The following is a 21,160-nucleotide window of genomic DNA, read 5'->3' as shown; positions in this document are numbered from 1 at the left end:
CCCTTACGGTCACGCTGCCGGACAACAGTACGCAGACCACGACGGCGGCGGAAGACGGCACCTGGAGCCTCACCCTGGCGGACGCGTTAACCGCCGGGGAGCAACTGACGGTGACCGCCACGGACGGGGCGGGCAATACCTCCGCGCCGGTCACGGCGACTGCCCCGGATCTCAGCGCCCCGGACACCACCGCGCCGGACGCGCCGGAGGCGGCGGTCAGCGCCGACGGGCTGACGGTAAGCGGTACGGCGGAGCCGGGCAGTACGGTGACGGTCACATTGCCGGACAGTTCCACCCTGAGCGCTACGGCGGATACGTTTGGCGTGTACAGCGTTAATCTGCCGGTGGCGCTGACCAACGGTGAAACGGTGACAGTGACGGCTACCGATGCGGCGGGGAATATCTCCGTACCCGCCACCGCCACTGCCCCGGACACTACCGCACCGCCTTCACCCGCCAATTTGCTGGTGGCGGAAGACGGCGCCTCGGTCAGCGGCACTGCCGAAGCGGGCAGTACGGTGACGATCACCGATGCCGCCGGCAATGAATTGGGCAGCGTAACGGTGGGAGAGGACGGCAGCTTCAGCGTGCCGTTATCACCGGCGTTGACCAACGGCGAGGCAGTGAGCGCGGTCGCCAGCGATACGGCGGGGAATGCTTCCGCACCTGTTACGACGACCGCCCCGGACACCACCGCGCCGGATGCGCCAACCGCTATTATTAGCGACGATGGCGGCAGTATCAGCGGGGTGGCTGAAGGTAACAGTACCGTTACCATCACCCTGGCGGATGGCACGGTCGCCACCGTACAGGCGGATGCGGATGGCAACTACAGTTACACCTTCCCGAGCGTGCAGGCCAACGGAGAATCGGTGTCTGTTACGGCCACTGATGCAGCGGGGAATGTCTCGACGGCCACCACGGTTACCGCGCCGGTGTTGGAACTGGCGGCGAATGACAATGATGTGTTGCTGGATTTAACTACCGATGCGGCAGTAACAACCGAATCGTACAGTGACTGGGGCCTGTTGGTCGTGGGAGCGCTGGGCAATATTGCTTCGTTGCTGGGGGATGATAGCGCGCAGGTCACCTTCACGATTGACAACGGCGCTACGGCGGATGTGGTGCTGGATGCCAATGCCACTGGCGGCGTGTTGTCGCTGCTTAACAGCATGGGGATCATGGTGCAGCAATATAGCGCTGACACCGAATCCTGGAGCACCGTGATCGATACCTCGAACACACAGTGGGCCAGCCTGCTGACGATTGGCAATAACGGCGTCACGCTGAATCTGGAAGACATGGCTGAAGGTACGTACCGCGTGCTGGCTTATAACACCACGTTGCTGGCGGTTGGCTCTTACATCAGTGTGGCCGCGACGGTTACCCAGACCGCCGCTGGCGTGGTAAGCGGGGAAACCAGCTATAGCGGAAACGTTATTACTGATGACGATCCGGCCCACGGTACGGATCTCGCGCCGGACGGTACGATCGTGACGCAGGTAACCAACAGCGCGGGGGATGTGGTTTCCGTAACGTCGGATGGCGCCACCATCCAGGGAGAATATGGCACGCTGACCATCAATCTGGACGGTAGCTATACCTACACGCTCACTGATACTTCCACGGCGGTGCTGGGCCACACTGATAGCTTCACTTACACGGTAACCGCGAATGGCGCAACGGCCACCGCTGACCTGTTGGTGTCGCTGGGAGCGGAAATCAATGCGCCCGGCAATGTGATTGCCGTGGATGATTCGGCTTCCATTACCTTTGAAACCACGGTGGATGCGATTGATAACGGCACGTCGTCGCAAAACGGGTTTACCGTGCTGAATGTTGGCCTGGGCAGTGTGCTGGATGTGGGGGTATTGGACGACCTCGCTGACCCGATCATTTTTGATGTGGAAGAGGGGACAACCCGCACAATGACGCTCCAGTCGTCAGTCACCGGCGTGTCGGTACTGTCCGGGTTTGATCTCTATGTCTACAAATTTAATGACGCCACCCAGCAGTACGACCAATACCGTGTGGTGGAAGACTGGCTGACCGTTGTGGCTCTCAGCGCTTCTTCTGACGAATTGACTCTGACGCTGGCAGGCGGTCAGTACCTGTTCCTGCTGGATACCGCTTATGGTATTTCCGCACTGACGGCTTACACCCTGAATATTCTGGAAGACCATGTTTATACCGTGGAAACGGTCAGCGCCAGCACGTCCGGCAACGTGATGGAAGATGACACCGCGCCTGCGGAGTCGGTGATCAGCATGGTGAACGGCGTGGCGGTGGCCACCGACGGCACGACCAGTATCACCGGCGAATATGGCGTATTGACCATTGACGCGCAGGGCAACTACACCTACACGCTGAATGCTGGAGTAGGGGCGGACAGCATTACCGCGCCGGACAGTTTCGTGTATACGGTGACGGCGCCGGATGGCGAGTCCGATAGCGGCACCCTGAATATCAACCTGGTCTCCAGCCCGCTGACGGCAGTGGACGATAGCGTCACGCTGGCCGCGACGGCGGTGCAGGAAGAGACAAGCTACAGCGACAGCGATGCGGGTTCCGTCACCTGGAGTGCGGCGCTGTTAAGCTCTACTTCGGGGAATGCCAGCGGTACGATCACGGTGACGGAGAACACGGCGGTGAAAGACGCCATCATCACCTTTACGGTGTCTTCGTCTCTTAGTCTGGGTGGGCTAAGTATCAGTTGGGCATTGCTGAATAGCGACGGAACACAACTGGCGTCCGGCACGGTATCCAGCGGCACGTTGCTCGGTGGCAGCGCGACCGCCTCGCTGGCGGGGCTGGAGCTGGCGGCTGGCGACTACACTCTGGAGTTTACCGGCTCTATGGGTGCACTGTCCGCGGGGAGTATCACGATCAGCGCATCGGTGGCCGGGACCAGCATACTGCTGGATGACTTCCAGACCGAAACCGCCGCCGTGGAAGGGAATATCTTCGACGGCAGCGGTTCGGAAGAGAGTGCTGCCGACCAACTTGTTTCCGTGGAAACCACGCTCTCCATTACCGATATCAACGGCAATATCATCACGCTGGACCCTTACGTCACCAGCGACTCGGCGGCGACGGTACAGGGCAAATATGGCGTGCTGACGCTCAATATTGACGGCGAGTACAGCTATACCCTGGACAGCGATATGGCGCTCACCGATATCACCCAGAAGGAGACCTTCAATTACACCCTGACTGCTGCTGATGGGGAAATCGTCAGCGCCACGTTGACCATCGACCTGGCGCTGCAAGTGAATGGCACCATCCACAGCGATATTGCCACCAGTTCGGTCTACGACGACACCTTCACGCTTGATGTCGGCGGCGACACGTTGATTTTCAGCCTGTTGGATACGGCGGACGCCACAGGAGGCAATGGCAGCGACACCTGGACGGACTTCTCGTTGATGGATGGCGACCAGATTAATGTCAGCCAGTTACTGCAAGGCTGGGACGACGCGACCAGCAATGCCAGCGACTGGCTTTCAGTGGAAACCGTTGGCGGCAACACGGTGATCTCCATTGACCGTGACGGCCAGGGAACGACGTTCAGCTCCACGGAACTGGTCACGTTGCAGGAGGTACAAGTTACGTTGGATGAACTGCTGGAAAGCAATGCCATTACAGCCTGATACATAACCAAAAATCACTGACGCAGTGTTGCTGCGTCAGTGGTGATTTTTATTCAATTGGTTGATTTTATTATGGAACACTATGGATCTCCGTCGCAAATACATGTTGAAGCTGGCGTATTTATTCGTTTTGTCCGGGGGCGTTTACCACTGCGTCAGCGCGGCGCAGACAGAACCCTTGCCAGGCGTTATCAGCACCGGGCAGATCGTCGCCCGGCAGCAACTGCCTTCGCTTTCCGGCCCGGTCGCCCCGCCGGTCGCTTCCAAAGCGCCTGAAAACCTTGATATTAATCTCGCGGTGGCGCGTGCGGTTTCCTGGCACCCGGATATTCGTGAAGCTGTCGGGCGGCTGTTCGAACAGTCGGAAGCGGTCAACGTCGCGCGGTCGCAATATTACCCGCAGGTGAGCGGCGGCATTAATAATGGTATTACAAATACATACAGCAACAGCGGCTATAGCCCGTCGCTGGTGTTGTCGATTTCCCAGATGTTGTATGACTTCGGTAAGGTGGATAGTCAGGTGCGCGCCGCCAACGCCGGTGTGGCGCAGGAGCAGGCCAATGTGCTGGTGAGCATTGATACCGTGGCGCATGATACCGCATCGGCGATAGTCCGGGTGCAGGGCTACCAGAATTTGGTGAAGATAGCCAGAGATCAACTGGCGGCCCTGAATAAGATTAGCCAACTGGCGCGTCAGCGCAATGATGAAGGCGCCAGTTCACTGTCGGATGTGGTGCAGTCCGAGGCGCGTATCGAAGGCGCACGTTCAACGCTGTTACAGTACCAGGCCAATCTCGATCGCTGGCGGGCGACGCTTGCTTCCAGGCTGGGTTGGGAACGCATTCAGGGCGTCAACGACGATTTCCCGAACAGCTTGCGACAAGCTTGCGAGGGTAGCGAGCCGGATGACCGGCTGATCCCGGCGGTATTAGCGGCTTATGCCCGGGCCAATAAAGCGCAGGCGCAACTGGCAGAAGCCAGCGCCCGGATGCTTCCTACCATTTCATTACAGCCGGAAGTCAGCCACTACCTGAATGACCGTTACGCCAACAGCGAGACACTGGATCGCACGCAATATGCCGCCTGGGTGAAAGTTGAAATGCCCCTATATCAAGGAGGCGGGCTGACCGCCAGCCGTAATGCGGCGGCACACTCGCTGGAAGCCGCCAACGCCGCAGTGCAGACTGCACGGCTGGATGCGCGCCAACAATTGACCGAATCGCAAAATGAAGCCCGAAGTCTGGCGCGTACTCTGCAAATTCAGGCGCGGCAACAGGAACTGGGCGAGAAAACCCGTGTGCTCTATCAACAACAATATCTGGATCTGGGCACCCGGACACTGCTGGATGTGCTGAATGCCGAGCAGGAGGTGTTTCAGGCACGCTTTACCGAACAGCAAACGCTGATCCAGCTTCATCAGTTACAGCTCGATTGTCTGTATAGCACCGGCAAGATGCGTAGTGCGTTCACTCTGAATAATCGCACCATCCAGACCGTGGAGATCCAGCCATGAGTCAGTTAACCGGTATAAAAGATCCTGCGGCGCCGGAAAACGAGGGCGACGCACGGTTATTGTCGCGCTGGGCCTCCGCCATAAACGCTGTGGCCAGCCATTACCGGCTGGCCTTTTCGCCGGGCGCACTCCAGGCCAGCGCGCAATGGCTGGAAGGGCTTACGTTCTCCCAGGCCCTACAAAATCTGGCGCGTCAGGCCGGGATGACGGCCCGCATCCTGCAAGAGCATCAGGATATCGCCGCCTGGCGCCTGCCGTTGGCGATACAACTGGTGGATGGGCAGGTGGGCGTCATCGAACAGTTTGATGGTCAGGACACCGTGAGCCTCTGTTTTATGGCGGACGGCAACCAGCTTAGTCAGCTCTCCCTGAGCCGGCTTTTGCCGGAGATCCGCCATGTGGTGGCGCTGCGGCCAGCGTCGGCGGTGAAAGACAGCCGTGCCGGCCACTATCTGGAAAATTACCGCCCGGACTGGCTGTGGAAACTGGTGCTGCGGGATCTCAATCCCTACAGTTATGTGATGGTGGCCTCGTTGATCGTCAACGTTTTGTCGCTGGCCGGGATCCTGTTTTCCATGCAGGTTTATGATCGCGTGATCCCGGCGCAATCATACCCGACACTGTATGTCCTGGCGATTGGCGTGCTGATTGCGGTGATCTTCTCTTTTCTGCTACGGCTGGGGCGCGGGCACATAATGGATATTCTTGGCAAACGTGCGGATATCCGTATTTCCGACCGCGTGTTCGGCCATGCGTTGCGCTTGCGTAACAGCGCCATTCCGCGATCCACCGGGAGCTTTATTTCCCAGCTCCGGGAACTGGAGCAGATCCGCGAAATGGTCACCTCCACCACGGTTTCCGCAGTGGTGGATCTGCCGTTCTTTCTGCTGTTTCTGTTGGTGTTGCTGATTATCGCGCCGCCGCTGGCGTGGATCGCGCCCGTGGCGGCGCTGCTGATGATCCTGCCCGGCCTGCTGCTGCAAAAGAAACTGGCGCAACTGGCGCGGCAGTCCGCCCAGGAAATCACGCTGCGTAACGCGGTGCTGGTGGAAAGTGTGCAAGGGCTGGAAGACATCAAGCTGATGCAGGCGGAAAACCGTTTTCAGCAACAGTGGAACAGCTACATCAGCATTAGCGCTGAATCCGGGGTGCGGATCCGCAAACTCACCCAGTGGCTGATTAGCTGGGGCGTGAGCGTTCAAGGACTGGTGTACGCGCTGGTGGTGATGATTGGCGCGCCGTTGGTGATCGAAGGCGAGATGACCACCGGGGCGATTGTCGCCGCTTCCTTATTGTCGTCACGCATGATTGCGCCGATGACCACACTGTGTGGCGTGCTGGCGCGCTGGCAGCAGGTCAAAGCCGCAAAAGAAGGGCTGGACAGCGTCATGCAGTTGCCGGTGGAGAATAGCCATGATGAAAGCAAAGTAAATTGTGATGTGTTGTATGGTCACTACCAGTTCAGTAACGCGGCGTTCCGTTACCACAGTGAAGATAGCGCGATCGCGCTAAAAATCGCGAAACTGGAGATCCGCCCCGGTGAGCGGGTGGCGATTCTGGGTCGTAATGGCGCCGGCAAGTCCACGCTGCTCCAGGCGCTGGCCGGTGGTATGGAGTTGGTGGAAGGTGAGTTATGGCTCGATAACCTGAGTCTGGCGCATATCGATATGGCGGATGTGCGGCGCAACATTGGCCTGGTAACACAAAACGCCCGGCTGTTTTTCGGCACCCTGCGTGAGAATCTGACGCTGGGATCGCCCCGCGCCAGTGATGCGGAGATCTTTGCCGCGCTGGAAGTGTGTGGCGCGGATCGTTTTGTGAAAAAACTGGCGCTGGGGCTGGATCACCCGGTGATGGAGGGGGGGGCCGGGCTTTCCGGCGGCCAGCGGCAGTCGATCCTGCTGGCGCGGATGTTGCTGCGTGATCCAAATATTGTGCTGCTGGATGAGCCGACGGCTTCTCTGGATGAGCACACCGAACGGGAGTTTATTCAACGCCTCTCCGGCTGGCTGGCGGGGCGCACGCTGGTGGTGGCGACCCATCGCGTTGCAGTGCTGGAGCTGGTGAAGCGCGTCATTGTACTGAAAGAAGGGCAACTGGTGATGGATGCGCCGAAAGAACAGGCGCTGAACACGGGGCGGCATCACAACGCACGCCAGGATCTCAATAATGAAAATTAATCTACCTGACATAAACGATGACCTGGCAAACGAAGATGGCCGTGAAAGCCAGTACGTCGGCGCGGCGCGGATCATTGTTGTTTCCGCGCTGTTGCTGCTGGCGGCGGGGGTCTGGGCATGGTTTGGCTTGCTGGATGAAGTGTCTACCGGCACTGGGAAAGTGATCCCCAGCTCACGCGAACAGACCTTGCAGTCTCTGGATGGCGGGGTACTGGCGGAGTTGAGCGTTCGCGAGGGGGATCTGGTGGAAGCCGGGCAGGTGGTGGCGCGACTGGATCCGACCCGCTCCGAATCCAATGTGGGTGAGAGCGCCGCCCGCTACCGGGCCTCGCTGGCCGCCAGCGCTCGGCTGAACGCGGAGGTCAATGACGAGACGCTAACCTTCCCCGCGTCGTTAAACGATTGGCCGGAACTGATCGCCGCGGAAACACGGCTGCATAAAAGCCGCCGTGCACAACTTGCGGACGCCGAATCACGATTAAAAGAGGCGCTGGTATTGGTTGAGAGCGAATTGACGATAACCGAGCGGTTAGTGAAAACCGGGGCGGCGAGCCACGTTGAAGCGCTGCGCCTGCGACGCCAGAAAGCGGATCTCAACCTGAAATTGACCGACCTGCGTTCGCAATATTATGTACAGGCGCGCCAGGAACTGGCCAAAGCCAACGCGGAAGTGAATATGCTCTCGGAGGTGATTAAAGGGCGATCGGACTCCGTTACGCGGCTGACGGTACGTTCGCCGGTGCGCGGTATTGTGAAAAATATCCAGGTGACCACCATTGGCGGGGTAATCGCCCCTAATGGTCAACTGATGGAAATTGTCCCGGTGGATGACCGTCTGCTGGTTGAAGCGCGTCTGTCGCCACGGGATATCGCCTTTATTCATCCCGACCAACAAGCGCTGGTGAAAATCACCGCTTACGATTACGCCATTTACGGCGGGCTGGACGGCATAGTGGAAACCATTTCGCCGGACACGATTCAAGATGAGGTCAAACCGGAGATCTTCTATTACCGGGTATTTATTCGCACCAGCCAGGATTATCTGCAAAACAAAGCTGGTCGCCGTTTTTCCATTGTGCCAGGGATGATTGCCACAGTGGATATCAAAACCGGTGAGAAAACGGTGATGGATTATTTAATCAAACCGTTTAACCGCACGAAAGAGGCGCTGCGCGAGCGCTAAATGTTTTGATGCCGCACATCCGGCCGCAGCTTATGCCACGGCGGCAGGAATGACGCCCATAAACTGCCGGATACGCTGTAGCGCCGGATCCGTATCGTCAGTACGGATCGCCGTCGGAGAGGCATCCGCCTGAATGTTACCCTGTTCCATCAGCAGCACCCGGTCGGAAATGGCCAGCGCAAAATCCATTTCATGGGTAACAATCAGCATGGTCATGCCTTCCCGCGCCAGCGAGGCAATCACTTTCAGCACATCTCCCACCCGTTCCGGATCCAGCGCGGAGGTGGGTTCATCGAACAACATGATGTCCGGCGACAGCGCCAGTGCGCGGGCGATAGCGACGCGTTGTTGCTGGCCACCGGACAGTTGATGAGGATATTTCCCGGCATGTGCCACCAGACCCACTTTATCCAGCAGGTAAAGCGCCTGGGCGCGTCGTGTCTTATCATCCGTTGGCTGGTGGTGGTAGCGCGGCGCCAGCATCACATTTTGCAGAATGGTGTAGTGGGGAAACAGGTTGAAGCTCTGGAACACCATGCCGACGCGACGGATGCCGCGCCGCATGGATTCAGTTTCCCGTGGACTACCCGCCACGATAAATGCTTCGCCGAACAGGATGATTTCACCCTGATCGAGGGTTTCCAATCCATTAATGGTTCGAATCAGTGAAGTTTTACCGGAGCCGGAAGGGCCGATGATACTGATGACCTCGCCGGGGGCGACTGTCAGGCTGATTCCTTTTAATACCTGGTGATGACCGTAGGCTTTATGGATATTTCTTATCAATAACGCGCTGGGTCCGCCGGGGCGTGTTACCGGCTGGCGCAATAACGGCGGCTGCGCCGCCTGACGTAGTGTAGCCAGCGCCGTTCCCGTCAGCGTACCGGGGGTGCGAGCCTGCACATTCACCCGATGTTCCAACTGTTGGAACAGCATGTTGAACACCGACACAATCAATACGTAGTACACCGCCACCGCCGCCAGCGTCTCCATTACCAGGAAGTTTTCCGCGTAGAGCCGCTGCCCGGTCATCAGTAGCTCCGGCAGGGAGATCACCGACACCAATGAAGTTTGTTTGACGATAGTAATGAACTCATTGATCAATGATGGCAGGGAGATGCGCAACGCCTGGGGGATCACGACCAGACGTTGCACCCCCAGGAAGCGTATTCCCAGCGCGTGCCCGGCCTCATGCTGGCCTTTCGCCACCGAGATCAGGCCGCCGCGGTGGATCTCCGCCATATAGGCGGTTTCCGCCAGCACGGTGGCGATCAACCCGGCGAAAAATGCGTTGCCAAGCACACTGCCGGTAGCCGGCAACATCTGTGGCAGGTTGTAAACAAACACCACCAGTACCAATAGCGGTACGCTACGAAACAGCCAGATATATATCTGACTGACGCCCCGCAGCCAGACGGGGCCGGATTGGCGGACGCTGGCCATGATAAAGCCCAGCGCCAGACTAATCAGCCAGGAGAGCACGCTCAGTTCTACTACTGTCACGCTCGCCTGCCAGAACGAGCGCATGGAAAACAATGAGAAAAAATAGGCCCAGTCGAAGATCATAGCGTTACCCGAACTCCTTGCCGGTAAAAAGTGATGCCTTGCCCGCCTTAACGGGCGGCGGTGTCGGTGATACCGTACGGCTGATACCGGAACAGCAGCGCGGCGTATTCACCATTATCCCGAATGGTCTGCAACGCGGTTTTTAGGGCTTCCAATAGCGCCTGGTTGCCTTTTTTCACATAAATACCAAGCGTTTGCGGATAGATGATCTCCGGTGAGCTGATCACTATCCGTTCCCGGCTACGCTCGGTGAACATGCGCGCCGCGCCGGCCATGTCCACCTGCGCCTGAATGTGACCCGCCAGCAACCCCTGTAGCGTCTCTGACGCGGTGGGATACTCTTTGACGGCGATCGGCGGTTTACTGCCCGCCTCACAATAGTCGGTGGAAAGGTCACGCAGTTGCTTCACCCAGGCGGAGCCCTGTTGCAGACCCACCGTCACGCCGCACAGATCTTTTTCGGTTTTTGGCATCACCTTGCTGTCGCGGCGCACCAGAATATAGGCGCCGGTGTCGGCGTAAGGAATGGCGTCCGCCTGGGCGGTGCGCTCGGCGGTGACATACAAAGCGGAAATCACCGCGTCATGCCTGGCGGCATTTAGTCCGAGAATCAGACCGGGGAATTGGGTGTCGGCCAGAGCCAATCGCGTTCCCAGATGCTTGTTGAGCAGCGCGGCAAGTTCGGCGTCGAAGCCGACCACCTTGCCGTCTTTCCAGGATTCAAACGGGGGATAGGCAACTTCGACGCCGACCTTGAACACGCCAGATGTGAGCGTTGGAACGGTGTCGGCGGCGTGAGACCGCGTGGTTGCGACGCTCCCCAGCGCCAGGGCGAACAAAGTGGCGGAACCGAGTCGGCGTAGCGTAATGGATAGCTTCATGGTGTAACTCCTGTGACACAAGAGGACTGCCGATGACGGACGTCGGCAAGCTGACAAAGTAATGCGAACATCATGGTGGCGTCGGTCAGGCTGGTGAGTTACTCATGACCGCATCTCCGAGCGGTAGCGGACGCCCGGTAAGACGCACAGCATTTCATACAGCAGGTTGGCCCCCATCTGGGCGGTCATCCCGCTGATATCATACGGGGGCGAGACTTCCACCAGATCGCCGCCCACCAGATTAAGACCGCGGCAGCCGCGCACGATCTCCAGTCCCTGAACGGAGGTCAGCCCGCCCACTTCCGGCGTGCCGGTGCCAGGCGCCCAGGCCGGATCGAGACTGTCGATATCATAGGACAGGTATACCGGGCCGTCCCCCATCTGCGCACGAACCTCCGCCATCAATGGCGTCAGACTGCGGTGCCAGCACTGCTCGGCGGGGATCAACCAAAAGCCTTGATCGACGCCCCACTGGAAATCTTCGCTGGTATAACCCTGCGCCCGCGGGCCAATCTGCACCACTCGGCGGCAATCCAGTAGTCCCTCTTCCACCGCCCGGCGGAAGGTGGTGCCGTGGGCAATTTTTTCACCGAACATTTCGTCATTAATATCGGTATGGGCATCCACATGGATAAGACCCATCGGGCCGTGTTTTTTCACCAGCGCACGCAGAATGGGCAGCGTCAGAGTGTGATCGCCGCCCAGCGTCAGCGGGATCAGCGGCCAGTCGTTAAGCCTGGTGTAATAATCCTCAATGATATCCACCGATTTGAGCAGACTGTAGGTGTTGATGGGCACATCCCCCAAATCGCCCACTTGCAGGGAGTCGAACGGCGCGGCGCCAGTGCCCATGTTATAGGGACGGATCATCACGGATTCACTACGAATATGCCGCGGCCCGTAGCGGGTGCCCGCACGTTGGGAGGCACCCACGTCCAGCGGAATACCCACGAAAGCCGCATCCAGACCTTGCGGACCATCACAATAGGGCAACCGCATCATGGTGGCCCGTCCGGCAAAGCGCGGCATTTCGTTGCCGCTCTGGGGCTGATGATATTGTTTTTCCATAGCAAATATTTCCCGCTTAAATTATGACCGGGCAGTCGCTGACTCCGGTTGGTCGGAAAATAGTGCGATAGACTATGGGCGTGAAAAAATAGCAAAATACAAAAAATCAGTTCAGCAAATTGAAAACTAACTTTCCCCCATTGCGGAAAAAAAGCGATGTCCATTGGAAAACTGCCGAACCTGCGATTGCTGTATATTTTCACCGTCGTAGCTAAACATCAGGGCTACGCCCGCGCCCAGCAGGAATTGAACCTGACTGCATCCGCCATCAGCAACTACATGAGCGAACTGGAGGAAAAACTGGGGTTCGTGTTGTGCCAGCGTGGCCGTGGCGGCTTTGAGTTGACACCTAAGGGCGAAGCATTTTTGCAGCAGAGCCTGAATCTGTTGAGCGATCTGGAAAATTTCGATCGTTACACGGCCTCGCTCAAGGGGGAACAAAGCGGCATATTGCGTCTGGGGGTTCTCGACGCCACCGTCACCGATCCTATTTTGTCCATCGCCGATGCTATCGGTCGTTTCAGCGACCGCTTTCCGCTGGTACATATCAATCTGCAAATCAAAAGCCCGCACGCGTTGCTGCAAAGCATTCTGGATAACGAGCTGGACGTGGCGGTGGGCGCCTTTCCACTGCAAGGCAACAGCGTGATTGCCCATCCGCTGTATCGCGAGCAACACTGGTTGTACTGTAGCGATCAGCACGAGCTGTTCGGCATCCAGCACCCTAAGGTGGCGCATGTGGCACAGATGCGCATGGTGACCCGCAGTTACTGGAATTCATTGGAGCTGGGCAAACGTGGCTTCAAACAGAGTACCGCCACTGTGGAAAGCATGGAGGCACAACTGCTGCTGATTCTGTCGGGGAAATATATCGGCTATCTGCCGGAACATTATGCGCTGCCCTGGGTGCAAAATCGGCGCTTGCGCGCCCTGCTGCCCACCGACTATGGCTACCAGGCGCCGTTTTCGCTGATCTTTCGCCGCGGGCGCAGTAAAGAGGTGTTGATTCGCGCCATCCGCGACCTGCTGCGTTCGGCCTCCAAAGCAAGCAGGAACCGGCTTATGCTCCCTTAAATCCTTACCGTTGGCGTAGCTGGGCATTGATGACCATCGCTTTCAGCGGCACAGGGCATAGATAGAGGCCGCTTGTTTTGGATAACCTGATCGGTTTCCGGCAGGGGGGAAGCATTATGGGCGCGGTCGATTTTCCGCTGAAAAGGTCTTGCCAGTGCCCGTTGGTTGGGTCATAATGCTGGCCGTTGTATGAATTTATAGTTAAATTTTTATAAAATTCATCTAGTTATAAATTTTAACGGCAAATATCGCTCAGAGTTCGGCCAATGTGTTTTCCAGCGGAACTGAGAGATAATTAAGCCTGATTATATGCGGGAATAGCTCAGTTGGTAGAGCACGACCTTGCCAAGGTCGGGGTCGCGAGTTCGAGTCTCGTTTCCCGCTCCATTCTTGTTCTGTAGATGTCCACCAAAATCTGTAGCTCTCTGATTCAACAGGCTAATCGCTCTGTTGCGCGTCCAGCGAAATCCACTGAAATCCACTGAAATCCACCGCCAACCACGCCCAAGTAGTACATAAATTAGTACATGAAAATCGGGTGCGTTCGGCATGGCGGCAAATAGTCGGGTACGGCCTGCAAAAGGCGCTCCGTTGTCACGCGAAATTATTTTGCGTTAAGCGGTTTGTATTTCGACGGGATCTTGCCAATGATGCTGATGGGATTGATCGAGAGTAAACGAGCAAGATGGACAAATTCGACGATGTCTAACCGGCGCTCTCCGTTTTCGACTTTGGCGATAAACGACTGAGGGCGATCCAGCGCCTGAGCCAGACTTTCCTGCGTGACCCCTTTTGCTATACGCGCCTCGCGCAGCGCCTTGATAACGCATTGATATTCTTCTGAATAAATTGATGCCATCTCGTTAACCTTGACCGATATCCCAAGATCGAATATTAGTCATTTATTTGACTATCCCCAAACGGGATAATTAATGAAATTCGTTATTAGAGAGGGGTGAGAGAGATGAATAAAAATGACTGGAATCCTGCTGATATCATGGTCTCTTTGAGAAAACAAGGGACATCATTGGCTGCGATTTCCAGAGAGGCAGGGCTGGCCTCGTCCACGCTGGCGAATGTGCTGACGCAACACTGGCCGGAGGGCGAGCGCTTAATTGCTGATGCACTGAAACTAGATACGATAAAAAGCGGGCAAGCCACATGACGTAATCCAGTCGGGCTGGCCGCATTACCACATCAAATCATCGGGCACTTTAAAATCGGCATACGGATCTTCTGCATCTTGCTCTTCCTGACTAAGCGCACTATTTAATACAATACTATTCGCATCTCGCTGCGCAATTTTATCGGCTACGCTCGCGGGGATAATTGCGTATTCACTCTCGCCACTGTTATCAATAACCAAACGAGCAATGGCGAGACGACCACTAATCAACTGAGCTTGCGTAAGCTTATCCACAACTATTTTTTTTATTAAATTATTATCTGTGAAGTTAAAACCAATATCGCCTTTTGGCATGTTGATTCTGTTCATTTCAATGAGCTGCTTTACCTGAGCTTTATACTCTTTAGACAAAGCCGCTTGTTTTTGTTGTTCGCTTAACTGCTTATCACGCTCAAGTTGTGCTTTTTTATTTTCTTCCACAGCCGCTCTTGCCTCACGAGCCTGAACTCGTGATTTTTTAGCCGTTCTTTGGACTTTGGCCATTTTTTTGCTGGTCACTAATCCAGCTTTTAGCATCTGCTCTTGTAAGGTGAGTTTTGTCATCTTCGTTTCTAAACCAGTTGAATAATTTGTGGGATTATACCTGTAATTTTTGAGGCTGTACCAGGTTGCGGGATCTGATCAGTGTGTGGCTTGAGTTTGGAGGGGTCTATCAGAGGCTGGCGTGATCTGCTCCCAGGATTAGACACAACACTCAGTTAACAATGTCCGCTTCACGCCCTGAGGCAACCGCAGACTAACGCGTAAGACAATCGCTGTTTAGCGAATCCAGATTCAACGCCTCGTATATCATAAAACATGCGAGGCGTTTTTTCATTTCAGACTTATTCGTCGCGCCAGCCCATTGCCGGAGCAACATGTTGCAGAATGGACTCGATAACATGTACGTTGTAATCCACGCCTAACTGATTCGGCACGGTCAGCAATAAAGTATCCGCTTCGGTAATCGCTTCATCCTGTTTTAGCTGTTCGAGCAGCTTGTCCGGTTCTGCGGCATAGCTGCGCCCGAAAATCGCACGGGTTTTCTCATCAAGGAAACCAACCTTATCGCTGTCGTCACGGCTTGAACCGAAATACATCCGGTCACGATCATCCACCAGGGCAAAAATGCTGCGGCTGGCCGAGACACGTGGCGTAGCATCCAAACGAGCGCCTTGTTAGCTATTTTTGAATACGTTTTCGCGGTGGTACTCCATATAGCCCATTAGCTTATCAGGGCGTTTTCTTAACTTGAGATCGCCTGCTAGCCCTAACTTCTGGATATCGTATTGGGATAGTAGTGGCTAACGCCGCTGATAGCAAAGCAGCTACGAAAAAGCCGTTGCCAACACCTTAACGCATTTAATAATAACCACGCCTAAGCCATCAAATGCCAAAGTCCTCTCGAAACCGAACGATCTGATGCATTTCCGTACTGGCACCATTTGCGCCAGTGCGGTGCATCTTCCCTGCTTGGAATGATGGGTTAACAGCAGATTAAACTGATTGAAGAAATAATTGGGCATTATCGGCATCGTTTCGATGCAATCGCTTGGCAAAGTCGCTGGTATGCTCCGCAATCGTTCAAGGAATGCCTGACGTTGATACAACACCGCGCTATCGGCCGCCAGGCGCGGTTCTATATAATCAAGAAAGTCCGTCAGCCCGATATCAAGAGCCAAATGCGTGAAGGGAGACATGTGCGTTTCATCACGGTTGACCTGGGCTTTGATGGGGGAGGGTATATTGAATTTGATTATTATGTTGGGCAATAAAAAACGCTGATTTTCAGTGTTTCACAGAGATTATTACTTATTATAAAAATTGAGGCACTTTTATGTAACTAAGAATTAACATATGCGAATGCGACGGAGTTTTTAAATATTTCTCGATGGCAGCAAACAGAGTTTATGAATATAACGTAGATTTTTATCCAATAATGGGATTCGTAATAAAAAAACGATCTTCACCAGACCTTTATATTGCTGAATCAGAAGCTATTTGATTTGATTGGTGAGTTTTTTGATGAGTAAAGCTCGAGGGTTTTATTGCGTTATTACGATTGCACCGGGCGCGTCGCGGCGCCTGTCCAGATGTTTTATTAAGTCATTAAAAAAATTAATCAAACAACCGGTATCAGAGAAAATTTTCTACTATTAATAAAATGTAATATATCTCTATCATAAAGTGATAAAAGGGAGGCTTTTATGTTCAAGGACGTATTGCAGGATGCTCCCCCGGCGTGCAGATCTTTCCGTCAGAAGGTTTTACGCTTGCATCTGCCCGAGGGCCGGTTATGTGCCGGGGTTCTGATTCCGGAGCAGCGGCGGCCCGACCTGCCGCCGCTGGTGGCATTGCATGGTATATCGCGCAATGCGCGGGCGATCCGTGAAGCGTTCGCCATCCATGCCTTAGAGGCGGGGCGAGTACTGGTGGCACCGCGTTTTTCGCGAACCGACTGGCCGGGGTTTCAGCGTATCGGCGTGCGCCGTCCCGATCACGCGTTGCTGGCGCTGTTTAGGGAACTTCAAGGAATCGGCATCAATACCACGCGGGTAGAGCTGTTCGGTTTCTCTGGGGGAGCGCAACTCGCGCACCGTTTTGCCATGCTCTACCCGCAGCGCATCGCACGGCTGCATATCGCCGCCGCAGGCTGGTATTGCCTGCCTGATACCGATATCGCCTTCCCCGTCGGCCTGGGGGACGGAGATCGCAAACCAGGGCCGGGCCAGGCTGATATAGCCGCGATCTGCCGGGCGCAACTTCCCGAATATCTACGCCTGCCGTTGCGGCTCTATGTCGGCGCCGAGGACACTGGCCGCGATCCGGCGCTGCGTGCCGATCCGGTGCTTGATGCAATACAGGGATGCGACCGGGTGGCCCGCGCCCGAACCTATGCCGCGGCCTTCGCCGCCGCTGCGCGGGCGCATGGGAGCGCTCCCGACGTCACGCTCTCGCTCCTGCCAGGCTGCGGCCACGATTTTGCCCTCTGCGCCCAGCGGGGAGGCCTTGCCGCCCAGATACTTGCCTCTGCCTCCTCATAAGGAAACCAATATGACCTTTTTTATTTCGACTATCACCCGTGCCAAATGGGCTTTTTCCACCCGGCGTATCGACCCCGCGCTTGTCGCCGGGATCGATGCCGATGTTATGGCCGCGACGGCGGGACAACTTATCCTCGGACGCGTGGTTTCCATCGGCCAGCACCAGCGCATCCAGCTCGTCGTCGGGCGACCCTCGACACTTTATCCCGGCGATCTGGTGGTGCTGCCCTGCGGTGCGCGCTATGCGCCCGACCAATTCGAGGGGGTGGCCGAGATTGCCGCCGACGGTTGCGACATGCTGGCGGGGGGAGGTTGCCTGGGTCGGATGATTAACCGTCATGAACGCATCAAGCCTCCGACGCGAGTACAGCCGTTGGGACGGCTCATCGGAGCGAACGGGAGAGTGCTGGATACCGCCGATTTCGCCCTGCCGCGCACTTCGGCTTCGGTTAGCGTACCGGTGATCGTGGTGTTGGGAACGGCGATGAATTCGGGCAAGACCACCGCCGCAGTAGCGCTGTCGCGGGGACTGACGCTGGCCGGATGGCGGGTCGCCAGTCTCAAGGGCACAGGCACCGGCTCGTTCGGCGATTTTAACGAATATGTCGATTCCGGCGTGGCCTTTGTCGCCGATTTCACCGATGCGGGCATGGTCACCACCTTCGGCGAGCCGCTGTCGCGGGTGCTCCAGGGAATTGAGGATCTGAAGGGCGCTGCGGTTTGCGCCGGAGCCGAAATCGTGGTGTTGGAGATCGCCGACGGCATCTTCCAGCGAGAGACGGCGGCGCTGATTGCCGACCCCGGCTTCCGCGCCGGGCTTGCGGGCGTGATCTTCGCCTGCGGTGATGCGGTGGCCGCCTCGGGCGGGGTGACGGAACTTGCACGTCACGGATTGCGGCCATTCGCCCTGACCGGGATGCTTTCCTGTTCGCCTATGGCCTCGACCGAGGCGCAGGATGAGACCGGAATCAGCGTTCTGACTAAGGGGCAGCTTCTCGATCCGGCGGAGGCGAACCGGCTCGCGGCGCTTGCGGGTACGGTGCGGCGGGTTGAGGCGGCATGATGCCGCCTGGCATCCTCGACGGCGGGAGAGGGCGACAGATCGCCGTCCTTGTCGCTCTCGCTCTTTTGCAGGCGCTGGCGCTGGCGGCTATCGCCGTGGCGACGAGGGCGTCTTTCTCGTCGCTCAATGATGGAGTCCTGCCGCCGCAATGGCCGTTGATGCTGGCGGGGGCGGGACTGACATTGGCGATTCTGCGCCCGGCCTTTCGCGTTTGCGCTGAACGGCTGGGGCAGGATTACGCTTGCGCGGTGCGACTGGCGCTATTCGATCATGCCGCCCGCAGCCCAGCCTCGGCGCTGGCGCGGCGACGCAAGGGGTATCTGATGCTGCGCTTCGTGGGCGACATTTCGGCGTTGAAGGGATGGCCAGGGCTGGGGCTGCCGAGGCTGATTGAATCAGGGATCGTGCTGCCTGCCGCTGTTACGGTACTGTTTTGGCTGGATCCCGTCTTTGGTGTGATCGGCCTTACTGTAACCGTGGCGATGCTTATTGCGCTCGGCCCGGCTGGTTGCCGGTTGATCGAGCTGGAACGGCGGTTGCGTGCTCGTCGCGCCCGGTTGGCAGCCGATATGACCGAACGCCTGCCGCTTGCGCCTGCGCTTGATATGCTAGGCAGACGGCGGCGCGAGGCGGCGCTGATCCGCAGGCGCAGCCGCGATCTGACGGAAACCGCGCTTGCAGCCCGTATCGGATCGGAAGCGCTCATGGCGCTGCCCGAGGCGCTGGCGGGCGTCGCCGGGGCGGCGATCCTGTGGCTCGGCACCGCGCACGACTTGCCAGCGAGCATGTTGGCCGCCGGGTTGGCCACGCTGGGGCTGACGATCGCCCCTATGCGCGATCTGGCGGGGAGTGTTCGCCGTGCTGCGCGTTGGCGGGTGGCGGGGGATAATCTTGTCCGTGCGTTATCGGGGCCGCAGCGTCCCGAGCGTGCGATGATGCGGCTCGATGCTCGTGCCTTTACGCTCGACATCGCCGCGCTACCGCTTGGTACGCACGTACCGCTTGATCTTCATGTCGGTGCGGGCGATCGCGCGATCTTGCCGCCAGGAACGGATACGGATGCATTGGCGCGAGTGCTCTCCGGTGCCGAGCCGGTGGAGAAAGGCCGGGTTCTGCTTCAGGGGATCGATATAACCGAGGTTTCTCCGGGTACGCTGCGACGGGGGATATCGGTATTGACTACCGCGCCGGTGGTACTGCGCGGCAGTTTGCGCCGGGTGCTGACGCTGGGACTTAGTAACCGGCCCCGGGATGAGGCTATCTTGAAACAATTGAAAATCAAGGGGCTAGACCGAGTTTTGGCGAATCTCGGCGGACTTGACCGCCAGATTGCCGAGGGGGCGCAGGATGTGACGCCGACTGGTCGCTTCGCGTTGAGCGCACTGAGCGCTGCGTTGAAACATCCTGCGTTGATACTCGTGGCCGAGCGGGTCGAAGATCCCGATATCGCTGCATGGCTTGACCACCAGAAAGCCACCTGTCTGTTTTCCGAACCGACTGCGCAAGCCGGGACTGAGCAATAAGGGAGTCGCTGAAAGCCAGAGGAGCGGCAGCTATTTGTAGACACACAGACCACTGGTCGGCGTCAGCCTGCAGTCTGTACCCTCGCTCAGTCAATCCTCCACGGCGAATGTCAGCCCCGCGTGTTGCTGCAACCGATCTACGAGTCGGCCCTGAAGCGCGGCGCCCGGTGTCCAAACGCCGCCAGGAACGTCCGGCGAGCGAACAAGACAGATTGCGCTCTCAGCGATCATTCTGGGTGTGGAGCCGTAACCGGGGTCTTCGGTGCCCTTGAGCGAGATCTGGACTTTCCGGCCATCCGACGCTGTGCCGATGAAGAGCATGTCGAAGAATCCAGACTGGCGTGCGTCCTGCGCGGGGCCTTCACCCGGCTTGAGAACACCGCCAGACGGTGTGTTGACGTCCGGCGGTGCAGCAGACTTCGTGGCGTCGGCGAGCATCATCTCGTCATAGATGAAATCACGCCCGTATGCGTGCCCCATAAGCAGATTTGAACGGTGGACATTCTGGGCATTGATGGCCGCCAGCATGAAAGGCACCACGTCTCCCACGTCCGGATCGTTTTTCGGCTCGGTTCCTGACGGTTGCGGCGGCCCCTGAAAACCGGGGGTAAGTCCGAAGGGGCTGTTGATCACCGCCGCCAGCGCGGGATCTTTCTCCAGCGCTTCTCTTGTTGCCTTGCCGCTGGCCATCGATCCACCGGAAATACCGCCCTTGAATCCGCGAATGCGCCCCTTCACATACGCGACGGGCGCGCCCAGCACCCTGCGCGACGTATCCTGACAGAACCAGACGCCGACTTCGGACGGGATCGAATCGAAGCCGCAGGCGAACAGGATCCGTGCGCCACTGGTTTTGGCTTGCGCCTCGTGCTTATCGATCATGCTGCGCATCCAATGGGGTTCGCCGGAGAGATCGAGATAATCCGTTCCTGCTTGCGCACAAGCGGCGACCAGGTCGGAGCCATAAAGTTGGTATGGCCCGACTGTGGTGATTACGGCTTTTGTCCGGCCAACCATTTTTCGTAGCGAAACTGGATCGGTGGCGTCAGCGATCACCAGCGGCGTATTGCTGGGTGCGCCGATCTCGTCCCTTGCCTGGGCAAGTTCCGCCGCCGATCGTCCGGCCATGGCCCAGACCACTTCGCCGCCGATCCCGTACCTCTGCGACAGATGCTCGGCCACCAGACGACCGGTGTAGCCGTTTGCGCCAAAGACGATGATGTCGAATTCTGTATTCAGGTTCATATATG

The 21,160-nt window shown here is 57.3% G+C and carries 16 protein-coding genes, 1 tRNA gene and 1 pseudogene; 10 read left to right on the top strand and 8 right to left on the bottom strand.

Features of this window, described 5'->3' with window-relative positions; genetic code table 11:
* From BIY29_RS01110 to BIY29_RS01095, 4 genes are all read left to right on the top strand, one after another.
* Nucleotides 1-3,650, top strand: a 3,650-nt coding sequence (locus tag BIY29_RS01110) for a BapA/Bap/LapF family large adhesin (protein WP_121572958.1), incomplete at its 5' end; no start/stop codon positions are given.
* Nucleotides 3,651-3,732: 82 nt separating this feature from the next.
* Nucleotides 3,733-5,163 (top strand): TolC family outer membrane protein, encoded by a 1,431-nt coding sequence (locus BIY29_RS01105; protein WP_121572956.1) that lies wholly within the window; start codon nt 3,733-3,735, stop codon nt 5,161-5,163.
* Nucleotides 5,160-7,343, top strand: a complete 2,184-nt coding sequence (locus BIY29_RS01100; protein WP_121572954.1) for a type I secretion system permease/ATPase — start codon at nt 5,160-5,162, stop codon at nt 7,341-7,343. Before BIY29_RS01105 ends, BIY29_RS01100 begins: the two co-directional genes overlap by 4 nt.
* Entirely contained in the window at nt 7,333-8,526 is a 1,194-nt protein-coding gene (locus BIY29_RS01095; RefSeq protein WP_121572952.1) for an HlyD family type I secretion periplasmic adaptor subunit, read from the top strand. Before BIY29_RS01100 ends, BIY29_RS01095 begins: the two co-directional genes overlap by 11 nt.
* A gap of 30 nt (nt 8,527-8,556) precedes the next feature.
* Here the strand turns inward: BIY29_RS01095 and BIY29_RS01090 are convergent, their stop codons facing one another.
* The 3 genes from BIY29_RS01090 to speB form a co-directional block, all read right to left on the bottom strand.
* Nucleotides 8,557-10,092: an amino acid ABC transporter permease/ATP-binding protein gene (locus tag BIY29_RS01090; RefSeq protein WP_121572950.1), complete on the bottom strand. Its 1,536-nt coding sequence runs from the start codon at nt 10,090-10,092 to the stop codon at nt 8,557-8,559.
* Between the two features lie 47 nt (nt 10,093-10,139).
* Nucleotides 10,140-10,973: a transporter substrate-binding domain-containing protein gene (locus BIY29_RS01085; RefSeq protein WP_121572947.1), complete on the bottom strand. Its 834-nt coding sequence runs from the start codon at nt 10,971-10,973 to the stop codon at nt 10,140-10,142.
* A 102-nt stretch (nt 10,974-11,075) separates the two neighbouring features.
* Nucleotides 11,076-12,041 carry an agmatinase gene (gene speB / locus BIY29_RS01080; RefSeq protein WP_121572945.1) on the bottom strand — a complete coding sequence of 322 codons (966 nt, stop codon included), beginning with the start codon at nt 12,039-12,041 and terminating at the stop codon, nt 11,076-11,078.
* 156 nt (nt 12,042-12,197) lie between these two features.
* On the opposite strand from speB, the gene BIY29_RS01075 reads away from it, so the two are divergent.
* Nucleotides 12,198-13,115, top strand: coding sequence for a LysR family transcriptional regulator (locus tag BIY29_RS01075; RefSeq protein ID WP_121572943.1), 918 nt, complete (start codon nt 12,198-12,200; stop codon nt 13,113-13,115).
* 311 nt (nt 13,116-13,426) lie between these two features.
* A tRNA-Gly gene (locus BIY29_RS01070) sits at nt 13,427-13,502 on the top strand.
* Between the two features lie 217 nt (nt 13,503-13,719).
* Here the strand turns inward: BIY29_RS01070 and BIY29_RS01065 are convergent.
* The gene (locus tag BIY29_RS01065) at nt 13,720-13,974 is read right to left on the bottom strand and encodes a helix-turn-helix domain-containing protein (protein ID WP_121572941.1); all 255 of its coding nucleotides are present in this window, start codon (nt 13,972-13,974) and stop codon (nt 13,720-13,722) included.
* A gap of 105 nt (nt 13,975-14,079) precedes the next feature.
* Between BIY29_RS01065 and BIY29_RS01060 the strand changes: the two genes are divergently transcribed.
* Entirely contained in the window at nt 14,080-14,280 is a 201-nt protein-coding gene (locus tag BIY29_RS01060) for a helix-turn-helix domain-containing protein (protein WP_121572939.1), read from the top strand.
* 24 nt (nt 14,281-14,304) lie between these two features.
* Here the strand turns inward: BIY29_RS01060 and BIY29_RS01055 are convergent, their stop codons facing one another.
* The 3 genes and pseudogenes from BIY29_RS01055 to BIY29_RS01045 form a co-directional block, all read right to left on the bottom strand.
* Nucleotides 14,305-14,844 carry a DUF2058 domain-containing protein gene (locus BIY29_RS01055; RefSeq protein WP_121572937.1) on the bottom strand — a complete coding sequence of 180 codons (540 nt, stop codon included), beginning with the start codon at nt 14,842-14,844 and terminating at the stop codon, nt 14,305-14,307.
* Between the two features lie 281 nt (nt 14,845-15,125).
* Nucleotides 15,126-15,437 (bottom strand): annotated as a pseudogene (locus BIY29_RS01050) (LLM class flavin-dependent oxidoreductase); the annotation flags it as partial.
* A 171-nt stretch (nt 15,438-15,608) separates the two neighbouring features.
* Nucleotides 15,609-15,980 (bottom strand): hypothetical protein, encoded by a 372-nt coding sequence (locus tag BIY29_RS01045; RefSeq protein ID WP_121572935.1) that lies wholly within the window; start codon nt 15,978-15,980, stop codon nt 15,609-15,611.
* A 507-nt stretch (nt 15,981-16,487) separates the two neighbouring features.
* Between BIY29_RS01045 and BIY29_RS20150 the strand changes: the two genes are divergently transcribed.
* Genes BIY29_RS20150 through BIY29_RS01030 form a run of 3 tightly spaced genes read left to right on the top strand, consistent with a single transcriptional unit; the run spans nt 16,488 to nt 19,910 of the window.
* Nucleotides 16,488-17,324, top strand: coding sequence for an alpha/beta fold hydrolase (locus BIY29_RS20150; RefSeq protein ID WP_170158870.1), 837 nt, complete (start codon nt 16,488-16,490; stop codon nt 17,322-17,324).
* Between the two features lie 10 nt (nt 17,325-17,334).
* Nucleotides 17,335-18,387 carry a DUF1611 domain-containing protein gene (locus BIY29_RS01035; protein ID WP_170158869.1) on the top strand — a complete coding sequence of 351 codons (1,053 nt, stop codon included), beginning with the start codon at nt 17,335-17,337 and terminating at the stop codon, nt 18,385-18,387.
* A complete protein-coding gene (locus tag BIY29_RS01030) occupies nt 18,384-19,910 on the top strand; it encodes an ABC transporter transmembrane domain-containing protein (RefSeq protein ID WP_121572929.1) in 1,527 nt (508 codons plus the stop codon). Before BIY29_RS01035 ends, BIY29_RS01030 begins: the two co-directional genes overlap by 4 nt.
* 90 nt (nt 19,911-20,000) lie before the next feature.
* Here BIY29_RS01030 and BIY29_RS01025 read toward each other — a convergent pair whose 3' ends face one another.
* Nucleotides 20,001-21,155 carry a saccharopine dehydrogenase family protein gene (locus tag BIY29_RS01025; RefSeq protein ID WP_121572927.1) on the bottom strand — a complete coding sequence of 385 codons (1,155 nt, stop codon included), beginning with the start codon at nt 21,153-21,155 and terminating at the stop codon, nt 20,001-20,003.
* Nucleotides 21,156-21,160 lie beyond the last annotated feature (5 nt).

Source organism: Brenneria alni (assembly GCF_003666245.1).
In the GTDB taxonomy this organism is placed as follows: domain Bacteria; phylum Pseudomonadota; class Gammaproteobacteria; order Enterobacterales; family Enterobacteriaceae; genus Brenneria; species Brenneria alni.
The sequence above is the reverse complement of the archived record's forward strand: the minus strand, read 5'-3'. Positions and strand labels throughout refer to the sequence as shown.

Excerpts from the sequence above, each read along its gene's own strand:
- BIY29_RS01105 (WP_121572956.1), top strand. The coding sequence starts at position 3,733 with ATGGATCTCCGTCGCAAATACATGTTGAAGCTGGCGTATTTATTCGTT.
- BIY29_RS01100 (WP_121572954.1), top strand. The coding sequence starts at position 5,160 with ATGAGTCAGTTAACCGGTATAAAAGATCCTGCGGCGCCGGAAAACGAG.
- BIY29_RS01095 (WP_121572952.1), top strand. The coding sequence starts at position 7,333 with ATGAAAATTAATCTACCTGACATAAACGATGACCTGGCAAACGAAGAT.
- BIY29_RS01090 (WP_121572950.1), bottom strand. The coding sequence starts at position 10,092 with ATGATCTTCGACTGGGCCTATTTTTTCTCATTGTTTTCCATGCGCTCG.
- BIY29_RS01085 (WP_121572947.1), bottom strand. The coding sequence starts at position 10,973 with ATGAAGCTATCCATTACGCTACGCCGACTCGGTTCCGCCACTTTGTTC.
- speB (WP_121572945.1), bottom strand. The coding sequence starts at position 12,041 with ATGGAAAAACAATATCATCAGCCCCAGAGCGGCAACGAAATGCCGCGC.
- BIY29_RS01075 (WP_121572943.1), top strand. The coding sequence starts at position 12,198 with ATGTCCATTGGAAAACTGCCGAACCTGCGATTGCTGTATATTTTCACC.
- BIY29_RS01065 (WP_121572941.1), bottom strand. The coding sequence starts at position 13,974 with ATGGCATCAATTTATTCAGAAGAATATCAATGCGTTATCAAGGCGCTG.
- BIY29_RS01060 (WP_121572939.1), top strand. The coding sequence starts at position 14,080 with ATGAATAAAAATGACTGGAATCCTGCTGATATCATGGTCTCTTTGAGA.
- BIY29_RS01055 (WP_121572937.1), bottom strand. The coding sequence starts at position 14,844 with ATGACAAAACTCACCTTACAAGAGCAGATGCTAAAAGCTGGATTAGTG.
- BIY29_RS01045 (WP_121572935.1), bottom strand. The coding sequence starts at position 15,980 with ATGTCTCCCTTCACGCATTTGGCTCTTGATATCGGGCTGACGGACTTT.
- BIY29_RS20150 (WP_170158870.1), top strand. The coding sequence starts at position 16,488 with ATGTTCAAGGACGTATTGCAGGATGCTCCCCCGGCGTGCAGATCTTTC.
- BIY29_RS01035 (WP_170158869.1), top strand. The coding sequence starts at position 17,335 with ATGACCTTTTTTATTTCGACTATCACCCGTGCCAAATGGGCTTTTTCC.
- BIY29_RS01030 (WP_121572929.1), top strand. The coding sequence starts at position 18,384 with ATGATGCCGCCTGGCATCCTCGACGGCGGGAGAGGGCGACAGATCGCC.
- BIY29_RS01025 (WP_121572927.1), bottom strand. The coding sequence starts at position 21,155 with ATGAACCTGAATACAGAATTCGACATCATCGTCTTTGGCGCAAACGGC.